Origin of the sequence: Archangium violaceum (assembly GCF_016887565.1) — a bacterium.
Classification (GTDB): Bacteria; Myxococcota; Myxococcia; order Myxococcales; family Myxococcaceae; genus Archangium; species Archangium violaceum_B.
This window is the reverse complement of record NZ_CP069396.1, coordinates 6855396-6868947: the sequence shown is the minus strand read 5'-3', so window position 1 is coordinate 6868947 and position 13552 is coordinate 6855396. Positions and strand designations below refer to the sequence as shown.

Here is a 13552-nt window from a genome sequence, read left to right as displayed (position 1 = left end):
GCATCTCGTGACGGCCCATCCGCCGCCACTGCGCTAGAACCTCTCTCATGAGCGTCCCGTCCATCCCGTCGCCGCCTCCGCCGACCCACCGCGAGGTCCTCGGCTCGCTCCCCGAGCTCCCCCCCGGCGGTCCCGAGAACCGCCTGGCTCGCGCCCGCGACTACCTCCGCGACGCTCACGCCCGTGTCGAGGCCTTCCACCGCGAGGGCGCCGCCGGCCTGTCCACCTGCCGGCTCCTCTCCGCCGCCACCGACCGCCTCATCCACGGGCTCTTCACCGAGCTCGCCGCCGAGCTCCACGCGCCCCCCGACCTCGCCCTCGTCGCGCTCGGCTCCTACGGGCGCCGCGAGCTGTCTCCCCACTCGGATCTGGACCTGCTCCTCCTGCGCGGGCCCGACGTCTCCGAGGAGGCCGTGGCGCCTCTGGCCCGTGCGTTCCCCACGCTCCTGTGGGATCTCAAGCGCGCCGTTGGTTGGAGCGCCCGCGCCCCCGAGGAGTGTCTCCGCGCCGCCGACGCCGACCACACCGTCCGCACCGCGCTGCTCGACTCGCGCTTCCTCACCGGCGACGCCGCCGTCTTCTCGCTCTTCTCCGAGGACGTCCTCCCCGAGCTCCTCACCCTCCACGCGGATGCCTACATCCAGGACAAGGTCCAGGAGCTGCGCTCCCGCCGCGAGCGCTATGGTGACTCCGTCTTCCTCCTCGAGCCCAACCTCAAGCAGGGCGATGGTGGTCTGCGTGATCTCGAGACGGCCCTGTGGATCGCCCGCGTGCGCTTCCGCACCCGGGGCCTCACCGGGCTCCTGCAGCAGTCCATCCTCCCCGGCTCGCAGGTGACGCGCCTCAAGGCGGCCCGCGACTTCCTCCTGCGCATCCGCCACCACCTCCACTTCCTGCGCGCACGCAAGGAGGACCGGCTCACCTTCGACCTCCAGGAGGAGGTGGCGCGCTTCCTCGGCTACCAGCAGGGCCCCGTGCTGCCCGTCGAGGCCTTCATGCGCGACTACTACCTGGCCGCCCACGCCATCCGCCAGGCCGCCGATGCGCTCATCTCCCGCTGCGAGGAGCTCAGCCACGCTCGGAAGCTCGCCCTCTCCGAGCGCCGGATCGGCGCCTTCAAGGTGTTCCGCGGCAAGCTCACCCTGTCGGATCCGAGCCTCTTCACCCGCGAGCCCGCCTCCATCCTCGACTTCTTCCGCACCGCCGAGGAGAACGGACTGCCCCTCTACTCATGGGCCCGCGCGCAGGCGGTGCAGGCCCTCCCGGCGCTGGAGGCCGCTCGCGCCACGCCCGCCGTGTCCGCCGCCTTCAAGGCCCTCTTCTCGCGGCCGGGCACTCGCGGCGAGCTCCTCTTCGAGCTGCATGACGCGGGGGTGCTCGGCGCCGTGGTGCCCGAGTTCGGCCGCGTCACCGCCCACCACCAGCACGACCTGTACCACGTGTACACCGTCGACGTTCACACGCTCTTCGCCGTGCGCCGCCTCTACGCCCTGCGCGCCGGAGACCTGGTGGAGCAGGAGCCCGAGCTCTCCCGCGAGATGCGCGACCTGAAGGATCCGCTCCCGCTCTACCTCGGCATGCTCCTGCACGACGCGGGGAAGGGGATGGGCGGCAACCACTCCGAGAAGGGCCGGCAGTTGATGGTGGCCCTCGGCGAGCGCCTGGGCCTCTCGCCCCGCCAGCGCGAGGTGGCCGAGTTCCTCGTGAAGGACCACCTGGTGATGAGCCACACCGCCCAGCGCCGGGACTTGAGCGACCCGGCCCTCATCGCCGACTTCGCGCGCCAGGTGGGCGACGTGGAGAAGCTCACCTGCCTCTACCTCCTCACCTGGGCGGACATCAGCTCGGTGGGGCCTCGCATGTGGACGGGCTGGAAGGCCCAGCTGCTGCGCGAGCTGTACGACAAGGCCCGGGCCTACCTCGTCGGCACGGCGGCCCCCTCGGGCGCGCCTCCCTCCGAGCGCGTCCGCGAGCACTTCCATGCGCGCTGGTCCCGCGTGCTCGGCGAGCCCCGGGCGCGCGAGCTCGGGCAGGTGCTCCCCGAGCGGTACTTCCTCGGGACGGATCCGTCGCGCGCCACGCTCCACGGACGGCTGCTCGCGTGTGCCCGGAGGCGGCCCCTGGCCGCCGCCCTGCGCCACCACCCCGAGGCCGGCTACAGCGAGCTGTCCCTCGCGGCCCGGGACAGGCCCGGTCTGCTCTCGCTGTTCGCCGGCGTGCTGTCCGCCCACCGCATCGACATCCTCTCCGCGCGCATCGTCTCCACCTCCGATGGGCTCGCCCTGGACGTCTTCGACGTGCGGCCTCCGCACGGGATGCTGCTCGATCGCTCGCGCTGGCGCATGGCCCGGACGGACCTGATCCGTGTCCTCACGGGCCAGGCCACCATCGAGGAGGTGCTGCGGCGCCGCCGCCCGGGCTCGCTCCTGCAGCGGCCCCTGCCACCCGTGGCTCCCAAGGTGACGGTGGACAACCGCGCCTCCCGGGACTTCACCGTGGTGGACGTGGTGACGCAGGACCGGGTCGGCCTGCTGCACGCCATCTCCTCGGCCCTCACCCGCGCGGGCGCGCAGATCGCCGTCGCCAAGGTGGCCACCGAGGCCCATCGCGCGATGGACTCGTTCTACGTCACCCGCCAGGGCGCCAAGGTCGAGGGTGCCCCCGACGAGGCCGCGCTGGTGGGGGCGATCACCGAGGCCCTGGAGTCCCTGGAGCGCGAGGGCGCGGAGACCCGCGCGTGAGCCTCACGGACCGGCGGGCGGCAGCTCCTGGAAGGTCGACAGCGCCGGCTGGCCGATCCGGCCCTTCGCCGCGAGCGGCGGGTGACGATGGGACTCCCGTGGCTGGGACTGCTCGTCCTGGCCCTCCGACGGCTCCTCCTCGTTGAGCTCGTGGAAGATGCGGCGGCCGAGCAACGCGCCCAGCACCAGCGACACCACCATCCCCACGCCAGACACCACCGTCGCCACCGTGTGGCCCTGCGCCAGGCCGCTGCCGAACTGCGCGGTGAGGAGGGTACCAGGGACGGTGCCCAGCAGCACCCCCAGCACCAGCGGCCAGAAGCGCGCCTTGGCCGACGCCGCCGCCGCGATCATCACGTCCGTGGGCAGCAGCGGGTTGATGCACGTGAGCAGGGCGAACTTGAAGCCGTGCCGCTTCGCCACCCGGGTGATGACCGGATAGCGGCTGCCCGCCATGCGCTTCATCAGCCGCGTTCCCAACCAGCGAGACAACGCGAAAATCAGCAACGTGGCCAGGAAGCTGCCCGCCAGTGAATAGAGCGTGGCCGCCCGGGTGCCGAAAATCATCCCACCCACCGCGGTGAACACCTGCCCGGGCAGCAGTGTCACCGGCCTCACAGCCAGGAAGAGAATGAACGCCACCGGCGCCCATTTGCCCATCGGCGCGAGCAAGGCGTGCAGATCCTTCTGGTTGATGAAGTCCGGGCCCAGCAGCCGCAGCATCGTGAGCCCCGCGATCGAGGCCAGCACTGGTGCCAGCATCCGGACCCACATCTTCAAACCGCCACCGCCGCCACCCATCACGCCATGCCTCCCAGGCTGGATCGGCGGGAAAGGTGGGACAGCTAACGGGAATCGGCAATGCGAACTGGTGTGTTCTTGACACTGAAGCGTCCGGGCGGGCAGGCCGTAGTCACGCCCGCCGGGACAGCGTGTACCCCCAACCCCCCAAAATCATTGGGGTTTTGGATGTGCTCTGTCCGGCGTGAACGGCTGGCGGTGTACGGAGCTTGCTTGCATCGGGGCGCTTCCGTCCCAAGTTTTCAGGCAAGGGGCACCCTCGCGGGGAAGGGGGAGTCAGTAGGAGGAGGCAAGACATGCAGCAGGACAAGGACAACAAGGGCAGCATGACGGTGGCCGAGGCGGGCCGAAAAGGCGGCGAGACCGTGCGCAACGAGCGCGGCCGGGAGTTCTACGAGACGATCGGCCGCAAGGGCGGTGCCACGGTGAAGGCCGAACGGGGCCGCTCCTTCTACGAGGAGATCGGCCGCAAGGGCGGCGAAACCGTGAAGGCCGAGCGCGGCGCGAAGTTCTACGAGGAGATCGGCAAGAAGGGCGGAGACCGGGTGAAGGCCACGCGGGGTCCGAACTTCTACGAGGAGATCGGCCGCAAGGGCGGTCAGAAGGTCAAGAAGCTCATCGAGGAGGGCAAGCGGGCGGCTCGCGCGGCCATGGAGAAGCAGGAAAGCGCGGGCACGGGCACACAGCAGCAGGAGGAGCCGGCGTCATCTCCGGCGGCGCCTCCCGATGAGTCGAGCCCAGGCCGTAGCGAGTAACGTGACGAAAGGGCCGCGGACCGGATAGACACGGGTCGTGTACCTCTTCCTCGCGTTCCTCGACCACGCGGACCAACCAGAACGGGCCATCCGGCGGCTTCGGGACTTCGGTATCCCGGAGCCGCTGGTCATCCGGGCTCGCAGCGCCATGGCCACCCTGTCGGCCGAGGTGCCCGTCTTCGCCGGCCTGCGCGGACTCGCGCTCGGGGCGGATGAGGACCAGCTCATCCTGGTGAGCCTGATGCCCACCCTCCCCGCCGAGGAGGTGGAGCGGCTCGTCCAGCGCGTCCAGCTGGAGATGGACGCGGACGACCCCCCGATGGGCCGTCTGGTGGCCCTGCCAGTGATCGGCGCCCCCGTGCATCGCCGGGAGTGACGGCGCCCCCGGAGAGGTGTAAGCACCCAACCCGTGCAGGCGCTGTTCGTCTTCCTCTCCATCGCGGCGCTCTCGCTGCTGGCTTCCAGCCGGACGGTGCTGGACCCGGGGCGCTTCCCGGCCCTCGCCCAGCTCGCCGCCAGTGGTTTGCTCTTCCTGGCCTGTGGCGCGGTGCTGGGGCCTGGCTCGCTCGGCGTCCTGTCCGGGAGCGACCTGACGGCCTTGCGGCCGGTGCTCGCCCTGGGGGTCGGCGTGGCGGGCGTCATCATCGGCGTCAACCTGGAGCCCCGGCTGCTGCGGCTGCTGCCCCGCGAGGTGTACGTGGCGGCGCTGGCCCACGCCGGGACGGCCTTCCTGTGGGTGGCGCTGCCCCTGGCCGGTCCGCTTCTCTTCACCATGAACCTGTCGCCCGAGGCGGCGGTGGGAGCCGCGGCGCTGTTGGGGGCGGCGGCGAGCCTGTCCTCGGGCCACTTCGCGGTGCTGGGTTATCGCAGCGGACGCATGGATCGCCGGCGCGGGCTGTCCGTGGCGCTGCTCACCATGCTGGATGACGTGGTGGGCCTGGGGGTGCTCGTGCTGGCGCTCGTCTTCGGCGCGGCGGTCAATCCCCTGGCGGGGCTGGGACTGGTGCTGCTCGCGCTGCTGCTGGGCATGGCGTGTGGGGCCCTGTTGTCCTTCCTCATGCACGGGCTGAACGACCAGGGCGAGTTGATGGCGGTGCTGCTGGGCGGGGTGGCGCTGGTGTCCGGAGCGGCGGCGTACCTGCGCATCTCGGCGCTGCTGGCGGGAGTGGCCTGCGGGGCGACCCTGGCGCTGGTGGGCGGCCGGGCCGTGGAGCGGGCGGCGCGCGTGCTGGGCCGCTTCGAGCGCCCGGCGTATCTGCTGCTCGTCTTCCTGGTGGGCGCCCACGTCCAGGCGCGCGACATGATGGCCTGGGCGCTGCTGCCGGGGTTCCTGGGCCTGCGCTTCCTGGGCAAGGTGCTGGGAGGTTCGATCGCGCAGCGCATCGCCGGGGGCACGCTGGCGCTGCCGCCGCGGCTCGGCTACGCCCTCATCGCCCAGGGCGGGCTCGCGCTGTGCCTGGTGGCGGAGTACCTGTCGCTGGTGCCGGGACCGCTGTCCCAGCGCGTCTTCGACGTGGTGGTGGCGGGGGCCGTCTTCAACGAGCTGCTCGGCAGCCGCGCCTTCCGCTACGCGCTGGAGCCGGCGGCGGCGCCAGCGCGGGGAGGCGGATCATGAAGGGCGCGATCCTCCGGCTGTTGCTGCTGGTGGTGGTGCTGGCGGCTATCGGTCGGGCCCAGACGTGGCGCGTGGACACGGGCACGTCGGTGACGCTCGCCGCGGGGGCCCTGCTGTTGTGCGGCCTGTTCGCGGGGAAGGTGGCCAAGGGGCTGGGCCTGCCGCGCCTCACGGGCTACCTGCTGGTGGGCGTGGCGGTGGGGCCCTACGCCCTGGGCTTCATTCCCGGCGCGGGCGTGAAGGGGCTGGAGCTGGTGAAGGGGCTGGCGGTGAGCCTCATCGCGCTGGTGGCGGGCACGGAGCTGCAACTGGGGCTCATCCGCCGGGTGGGCACCCGGGTGGCGGCCCTGTGCACCGCGGTGTGCGGGGTGACCTTCCTGGCCATCTTCGGGGTGCTCTTCGCGCTCAAGCCGCTGCTGCCCTTCCTCGCGCCCATGACGGTGTCCCAGGCCCTGGCGGTCAGCGCGCTGGTGTCCACGGTGGTGGTGTCCTTCTCGCCCACGGTGACGATCGCCATCGTGCAGGAGACGAGCGCGCGCGGCAGCTTCACCGAGTTCCTCATGGCGCTGGTCATCATCGGGGATCTGCTCGTCATGGTGGGCTTCGCCGTGGCGGCGGGCTTCACGCGGGCGAGCTTCGGCGGTGGGCTGGACGTGGGAGGGCTGCTGGGCGGGGTGGTGTGGGAGCTGTTCGGCTCGGTGCTGGTGGGGAGCGTGCTGGCCCTGGTGATGCTGCTGTACATGCGGCGGGTGAAGCACGAGCTACCGCTCTTCCTGGTGGCGCTGTGCTTCGTGTCGGCCGAGGCCGGCTCGCACCTGCACCTCTCACCGCTGCTGGTGTCGCTGTCGGCCGGGGCGCTGATCGCCAACCTGGACGAGCGCGAGGGCGAGCGCATCCACCACGCCATCCAGCGCGCGGGGCTGCCCGTCTTCGCGCTCTTCTTCGCCGCGGCGGGGGCGGGGCTCAAGCTGGACGCGCTCATGACGGTGGGCCCGGCGGCCCTGCTGCTGGTGGCGCTGCGCGCGCTGGCCATCTACGGCTCGTGCCGGCGCTTCGCCCCGGCGGAGGATCCGCGGTTGCGCCGCTACCTGTGGATGGGACTCATCTCGCAGGCGGGCGTCACCTTCGGGCTGGCGGCGCTCATCTCTCGAACCTTCCCGGACTTCGGGCCGCAGGTGGAGGTGCTCATCGTGGCGATGATCACCGCCCACGAGCTGATCGGCCCCGTCCTCACCCGGCGTGCCCTCCAGCGGAGCGGGGAGATCCACTCCGACGAGGCGCAGGGGACAGCCTGAGGAGTCACACATGGCGGCAGCACCCATCATCGAGGTGAACGCGGAGCACCCGCAGCCCAGACACCTGCAGCGCGCGGTGGAGGTGCTCTCCAGCGGAGGGGTGATCGCCTACCCGACGGACACCTACTACGGCCTGGGGTGCGACCTGGGCTCGAAGAAGGGCGTGGAGCGGCTGTACCAGCTCAAGGGGAGGGACAGGAAGAAGCCGCTGTCCTTCCTGTGCCCGGATCTGTCGGACGTGGCGAAGTACGCGCACGTGAGCAACTTCGCGTACCGGACGATGAAGAGCCTGACGCCCGGGGCCTTCACGTTCGTGCTCGAGGCCACGCGGCTGGTGCCCGAGGTGATGATGTCGAAGCAGAAGCAGGTGGGCATCCGCGTGCCGGACTCGGGGCTGGCGCGGGCGCTCGCGGCGGCCCTGGGGCGGCCCATCGTGACGACCTCGGCCACGAATGACGAGGGCGAGCCCCTCATCGACGCCCGGGACATCAAGGACGTCCTGGGGCACGGGTTGGATCTCATCCTGGATGGCGGGGTGAAGCTGATGGAGCCCTCGACGGTGGTGTCGCTGATCGGCGATCAGATCGAGGTGCTGAGGCAGGGCAAGGGCCAGCTGGACTGAGGTTTCGCATGCTCCCTCTCCCCCTGGGAGAGGGCGGGGGGTGAGGGTCTTCCGGAAGATTGCCGGCGCCCCCCTCTGGGCTACCCTGCACGCACGATGGAAGGTTACCTCGACGCATTCATCGCCTTCATCCGTGCCGAGCGCGGGCTGTCCGGCAAGACGGTGGACGCCTATGCCGCGGACCTGTCGGTGTACTTCGCGGACCTGAAGCGCAAGGGCCTCACGGACGTGGCGCGCGTCAAGCCGGACGACATCTCCGGGCACCTGACGACGCTCAACACTCGCAAGCTGTCCCGGCGCAGCCAGGCGCGGCACCTGGCGGCCATCCGTGGCTTCCACCGCTTCCTCGTGGCGGAGAAGTACGTGGAGAAGGATCCCACCGAGGACCTCGACACGCCGCGCTCGGCGCGCAAGCTGCCCATCTTCCTCACGCTCGAGGAGGTGGAGCAGTTGCTCGCCTCGCCGGACGAGCGCACGCCCGTGGGCCTCCGGGACAAGGCCATGCTGGAGGTGCTGTACGCCACCGGCCTGCGCGTGAGCGAGCTGGTGGGCCTGGGCATCAACGACATCCAGTTGAGCGCGGGCTATCTGGTGGCGAAGGGGAAGGGCGCCAAGGAGCGCATCGTCCCGGTGGGCAGCATCGCGGCGGAGAAGGTGCGGGCGTACCTGGAGGGGCCGCGGCAGGTGCTGCTGGGCGAGCGCGAATCGAAGGCGCTCTTCGTCACTCCGCGTGGAGACGGTTTCACACGGCAGGGCTTCTGGAAGCTGCTCAAGCGCTACGCGCTCAAGGCCGGCATCCGCAAGCCGCTGTCACCGCACAAGCTGCGGCACTCGTTCGCCACGCACCTGGTGGAGCGCGGGGCGGATCTGCGCGCGGTGCAGGCCATGCTGGGCCACGCGGACCTGGCCACCACGCAGATCTACACGCACGTGAACGGCGCGCGGCTGCGGGCCGTGTACGACAGTGCCCACCCGCGTGGAGACGATGTGCGCGGCCGGGGCGGTGTCATGGGCGGGCGCGCTGCCCGGAAGAAGGCAGGGGGCGAGTAGGAACTGTCGAAAATGGGTTCGGCAGTGGGCGTTCCAGTGGCAATGCCACCCGCGGGTACATACATCCGTTGCGATTTCATCACCTCGGATCGATGTACATGCTCACCACCCTTCTGTTCGCCGCCCTGATGGGCACGGCCCCGGCGCCTGCTGCTTCTCCGCAAGAGACCGGGTCCGCTCCAACTGTCGAGATTGCATCGCCCTCTCCCATGCGGGCACGAGCCCCGCTCATGGCCGGAGTCGGCGCGTCCCTGGCGCTGACCGGCACGGTCTTCTGGATCATCGGCAACGTTCAGCAGGGAACCGCCGCCCCGAGCAGCCGGGTCCCCTCGGAAATCCAGCCGGCGATGCGGAGCGCTCAGCAGTACCAGTTGGGAGGGATGGCGCTGACACTCGTCGGGGCGTGCGCCGTGGGGGTCGCGGCGGTCATGTGGAGCTGGGCTCCGGAGCGGCCGAGCGCGGTGTCCGCGTCCGTCATGGTCGCTCCGCATGGCGGCGGAGTCTCCCTGACGGGGACCTTCCAGTGAGAGGGGGCGGGCTGCTGGGGGTGCTGTGCCTCTGGGGAACGCTCGCGAGCGCCGAGGCTCCTCCGGCCCTCGTGCCGGAGTCACCGGTGACCGAGCTGCCCGCGGATGCGCCCGTGCGCCGCAACTACATCGTTCCGGCCCTCGAGGCGACGGCGATGAACCTCGGCATCTTCGCCTTCCACAACCTCATCTCGGGTGAGCAGTTCGCGATCATCTCCTGGGACACGGTGCGCAGCCATCTCGATGGATCGGATGGTTGGACCTTCGATGTCGATCACTTCGTCACCAACCAGTTCGGCCACCCGTACCATGGCTCCTTCACCTTCGCCTCGGCGCGGTCGTCGGGAGTGCCCTTCTGGCAGGCGAGCCTCTACACCTTCCTGGCCAGTCTCTCGTGGGAGTACTTCGCGGAGAACGAGCCGCCTTCCATCAACGATCAGATCACCACGACCCTGGGCGGAGTCTTCCTGGGCGAGGTACTCCACCGCACGTACCGTTTCCTGATGGAGGATGCCGGGGGGCAGGTGAGCGTCCCCCGGAGGCTCGCGGGAGTGCTCGTCAGCCCGGCGTCCTCCTTGAATGACTGGATCTTCGGTGGAGAGATGTCACCGGGGGACATCGATCGGTCTCCGCCCCTCTACGCCGAGCTCAACCCGGGCGTGAGCCTGAGGACCCGGTTCCTGGAGAGGGCCGGAGGGGCCCCCCGGCTCCTGTTGAGCCAGGGGCCCCAGGTCTCCCTGGCGGGGGAGCTCGTCTACGGCGCACCGGGCGATCCCCAATGGCGTTACCGCCACCCCTTCTCCTACTTCGAGGCGCGTGCGGGGGTGACCTTCCCCGGGGTCTCGATGGCCAATCTCTACATCCGGGGACTGGTCGCGGGAGCCCAGTACGGAGGGGAGACGAGCTCGGCGCGCGGGCTCTGGGGGATGTTCGGCCTCTACGACTTCGGCGCGAACGACATCATGCGGGTGTCGTCCGTGGGGGTGGGGCTCGGGACGACGCTGCAAGCGCGACTCGGCCAGAATACGTCGCTGCAGGGCACGGCCATCCTGGCGGGGCTGGGCTTCGCCGCGGCGGGGAGCCTCGACCTGGAATCACAGACGGAGCTCGTCCGGGACTACCACATCGGTCCGGGCGTGCAGTCGCTCCTGGAGGCGAAGCTCGTGCGCAGGGGCCTGGGCATGCTCCGGGTCCAGGCCAGGAACTGGTGGGTGAGCGGTGCGTACACGGAACCCCGGCAGGGCTTCGAGTCCATCACCTACATCACCTGGGAGGGCCGACTCCGGGTCGCGCCCCGGCTCGCGGTGGGGCTCGAGCTGCCCATGGCCCTGCGGGTCTCGGACTTCGGTCCGGACAGCCGCCATGCCATCGGTGGCAGCGGCCTGCACCTGAACCTGAGCTACATGTCCGACGACGGCTTTGGCACCGCGAGCCCCTGAGTCTTCCCGGGGCCGTGGTGCCGCCTGTCACACGGAGGGCTCCTCGTCGGTCTCCACCTCGGCCGGCAGGGGCATGAGGTCCTCTCCGTCATCCGAGGCGCGGGGGTCGCGACGCTCGAGCAGCGCGAGCACGGCCGGGAACAGCACCGTCGTGCCGAGGAACGCACAGGCCACCCCCAGCAGCGCGAGCTCCCCGATGGAGCGCAGCCCCGGGTGTCGCGCCGTGAGCAGCGCGCCGTAGCCCGCGGCATTGGACAGCGTGGCCACCACCGCCGCGACACCCGTGGTGCGCACCACGTGGGGGAGCGAGCCCGGCCCCTCCTCGCGGTAGCGGTGGTAGAGGTGCACCGCGTTGTCCACGGCGATCGCCAGCAGGTTGGGCAGCACCACCGCGTTGATGAAGTTGAGCTTGAGCCCGTACAGGTGCATCGCCGCGGGCAGACAGGCGAGCCCGATGTAGAGGGGCCCCGCCACCAGCGCCGCCCGGCGCACGCTGCGCAGGCTCGCCACCATCATCGCGAACACCGCGAGCCCGGCGGCGAGCAGCAGCCAGGGACCATCCTGCCGCACCAGCTCGAAGATGCGGTAGGCGATGAGGTTGGAGTCGAGCACCTGGAACTGGAGGCCCCGGGCCGCGGCCGCCTCCCGCAGCTCGCCCATCTGCTCGCCGAAGCGGTGCAGCGCGTCCGTGTCGGAGAGCGACTCGCGCTTGAAGGCGAGCACGAAGCTGCCCTCGCCATCCAGCGCGCTGAAGCGGCGGCGCACCTCGGGCGGCAGCTCCTCCACGCCATGGGGCCGGGCATCCAGGAGGGCCTCCAGGCGGCGCACCGCGGGGCCCAGCTTCTCCGAGCTCCGCACGCTCTCGGGCAGGCGCTGGGCGAAAGCACGCAGCGCGGCACGCTCCGCCTCGACGTCGGCGCCGGTGCGCGGCAGGAAGTCGCTGAGGGAGACCACTTCCGCGAAGGTCCGATCCTCGCCGTGGCGGGCCTCGAGCTCCCGCAGCGTGGCGGCGAGCTGGCCCGCCTGCGAGACGTCCTGGGTGAGGAAGACGGTGGGCGAGTGGCGCCGGCCCAGCTGGGAGATGATGCGATCATCGAGCCGGGTGGCGGCGAACTCCCCGCGCAGCTTGCGCATGTCGGGCTCGAAGCCGACCGTGTTCATCACCGTGGCGGAGTAGGCGACCAGCGCGCCGACTCCCACGACGATGCCCACCAGCGCGCCCCGGGGCAGGGACCACCTCGGGCCGCGGGACGGCCGGGCCGGCAGCGGGGCCTCCGCGCGGGCCGGCCGGAGCCGCTCGGTCAGGGCGATGAGCGCGGGGCCGATCAGGTACGTGGCCAGCACGGTGAACAACACGCCCGCGGCGGCGATCCACCCGAACTGGGCGAAGGCCTGGAACTCGGCCAGCATGAGCGCGGCGAAGGCGGCGGCGTTGGTGCAGGCGGACGTCAGCGCGCCCTTCCAGGTGCCCAGCACGGCCTCGCGCAGCGCCTCGCCGGCGGCCAGCTGGCGGCGCTCCTCGGCGTAGCGCATCACCAGGTGCAGGCCGTACTCGATGCCCAGTCCGATCAGGATGGCGACGAGGAAGCCGGTGATGATGTTGAGGTAGCCGATGGTCTGCTGGGCCAGCGCGAAGGTGACGAGCAGGCCCACGCCCACGGGCGCTCCCACCACGAGGAGCGCGGTGGGGCGCCGGCAGGACAGCACGACGATGAGCGCCGCGATGGCACAGGAGAGCACCGAGGAGCGCGTGAGGTCCGCTCGCATCCTCCGGTCCTCCTCGAGCCGCAGCGCGTGCGCGCCCGTGGCGTCCGTCTCCACCCCGGGGAAGTCCCGCGCCACCTCGGCGCTCGTGGTCTGCACCCGCGTCAACAGCCGCTGGGCGAAGACCAGGTCTCCGGCCAGTCCCGAGGGCTTCACGAACAGGTACAGCTCGCTGCCATCCTCCGGGCTCAGGTACTCGCGCACCATCGCGCGAGGCGCATGCCGGCGGGCGATCTCCTCGAGCGACAGGGGAGGGGAGGGCTCCTCGTCGAGCGGCACGAAGAGCGGGTTGGCCGCGAGCTTCTGCTTCTGGACCGTGGCCTCCAAATCCTCGCGCAGGGCCCGCAGTTGCTGCGCCGACAGGAGCAGCAGGGCGCGATCCTCGAAGAAGCGCGTGTCGTAGCGGAACTCGACGTAGCGGACCTCCTCCAGCGCCTCCAGCCGGGGGGCCAGGGCGTGGGCGAAGCGGCGCAGGGTCTCCTGGCCCGCTCCCCGGGCGCGCAGGACCAGGTAGCCGTCACCTCCAGCCTTGTGCGACACCGCCTCCAGCTCGCGCACTTCCTGGGTGTGCGCCGGGAGCAGCTCCACGAAGGAGCCATGGAAGACGAGCCGTGAGGCGAGCAGCCCCGCCAGCAGCGCCACGGCCACGACACACGTGAGAACCAGACCAGGCCGGCGGTACGACAGCGCGGCGAAACGCTCGATTCCTCGAGTGGGATCCAGATGGAAGCGCAAGGGCCCTCGCAGGTGGAGCGAACCGGGTCTGGCACTCCCCGGTCTCCTACTGTCCCTTCTGTGTCACGAATTCATGCCAACCCCAAGTACCAACAGGGCATTGAAACAATTTGAAAGACTACGGAAGAGGGTTTGGACACTACCGCCGAGGTCAGAATCGGGTGTAGTATCGAGCGGACGCGGATGCGGAGGGCCGCTTCGCGGATTC

The 13552-nt window shown here is 70.7% G+C and carries 11 protein-coding genes; 9 read left to right on the top strand and 2 right to left on the bottom strand.

Annotated elements, in window-relative coordinates:
* Window positions 1–47: 47 nt before the first annotated feature.
* A complete protein-coding gene (glnD, locus tag JRI60_RS27630) occupies window positions 48–2741 on the top strand; it encodes a [protein-PII] uridylyltransferase (protein WP_204218874.1) in 2694 nt (897 codons plus the stop codon).
* 3 nt (window positions 2742–2744) lie between these two features.
* On the opposite strand, the gene JRI60_RS27625 is transcribed toward glnD, so the two are convergent.
* Window positions 2745–3542, bottom strand: coding sequence for a TVP38/TMEM64 family protein (locus tag JRI60_RS27625; protein ID WP_239470850.1), 798 nt, complete (start codon window positions 3540–3542; stop codon window positions 2745–2747).
* 296 nt (window positions 3543–3838) lie between these two features.
* Between JRI60_RS27625 and JRI60_RS27620 the strand changes: the two genes are divergently transcribed.
* From JRI60_RS27620 to JRI60_RS27585, 8 genes are all read left to right on the top strand, one after another.
* Window positions 3839–4297, top strand: a complete 459-nt coding sequence (locus tag JRI60_RS27620) for a general stress protein (protein ID WP_204218873.1) — start codon at window positions 3839–3841, stop codon at window positions 4295–4297.
* A 37-nt stretch (window positions 4298–4334) separates the two neighbouring features.
* Window positions 4335–4673: a hypothetical protein gene (locus JRI60_RS27615; RefSeq protein WP_204218872.1), complete on the top strand. Its 339-nt coding sequence runs from the start codon at window positions 4335–4337 to the stop codon at window positions 4671–4673.
* Window positions 4674–4706: 33 nt separating this feature from the next.
* The gene (locus JRI60_RS27610; protein ID WP_204218871.1) at window positions 4707–5912 is read left to right on the top strand and encodes a sodium:proton exchanger; all 1206 of its coding nucleotides are present in this window, start codon (window positions 4707–4709) and stop codon (window positions 5910–5912) included.
* The gene (locus tag JRI60_RS27605; protein ID WP_204218870.1) at window positions 5909–7207 is read left to right on the top strand and encodes a cation:proton antiporter; all 1299 of its coding nucleotides are present in this window, start codon (window positions 5909–5911) and stop codon (window positions 7205–7207) included. Before JRI60_RS27610 ends, JRI60_RS27605 begins: the two co-directional genes overlap by 4 nt.
* Window positions 7208–7217: 10 nt before the next feature.
* Window positions 7218–7829, top strand: coding sequence for an L-threonylcarbamoyladenylate synthase (locus JRI60_RS27600; RefSeq protein ID WP_204218869.1), 612 nt, complete (start codon window positions 7218–7220; stop codon window positions 7827–7829).
* Between the two features lie 96 nt (window positions 7830–7925).
* The gene (xerD, locus tag JRI60_RS27595; RefSeq protein ID WP_204218868.1) at window positions 7926–8879 is read left to right on the top strand and encodes a site-specific tyrosine recombinase XerD; all 954 of its coding nucleotides are present in this window, start codon (window positions 7926–7928) and stop codon (window positions 8877–8879) included.
* A gap of 209 nt (window positions 8880–9088) precedes the next feature.
* The gene (locus tag JRI60_RS27590) at window positions 9089–9406 is read left to right on the top strand and encodes a hypothetical protein (protein ID WP_204218867.1); all 318 of its coding nucleotides are present in this window, start codon (window positions 9089–9091) and stop codon (window positions 9404–9406) included.
* The gene (locus tag JRI60_RS27585) at window positions 9403–10845 is read left to right on the top strand and encodes a DUF3943 domain-containing protein (protein ID WP_204218866.1); all 1443 of its coding nucleotides are present in this window, start codon (window positions 9403–9405) and stop codon (window positions 10843–10845) included. The genes JRI60_RS27590 and JRI60_RS27585 overlap by 4 nt, the downstream gene beginning before the upstream one ends.
* A gap of 27 nt (window positions 10846–10872) precedes the next feature.
* Here JRI60_RS27585 and JRI60_RS27580 read toward each other — a convergent pair whose 3' ends face one another.
* Window positions 10873–13344 carry an efflux RND transporter permease subunit gene (locus JRI60_RS27580; protein ID WP_275439005.1) on the bottom strand — a complete coding sequence of 824 codons (2472 nt, stop codon included), beginning with the start codon at window positions 13342–13344 and terminating at the stop codon, window positions 10873–10875.
* Window positions 13345–13552 lie beyond the last annotated feature (208 nt).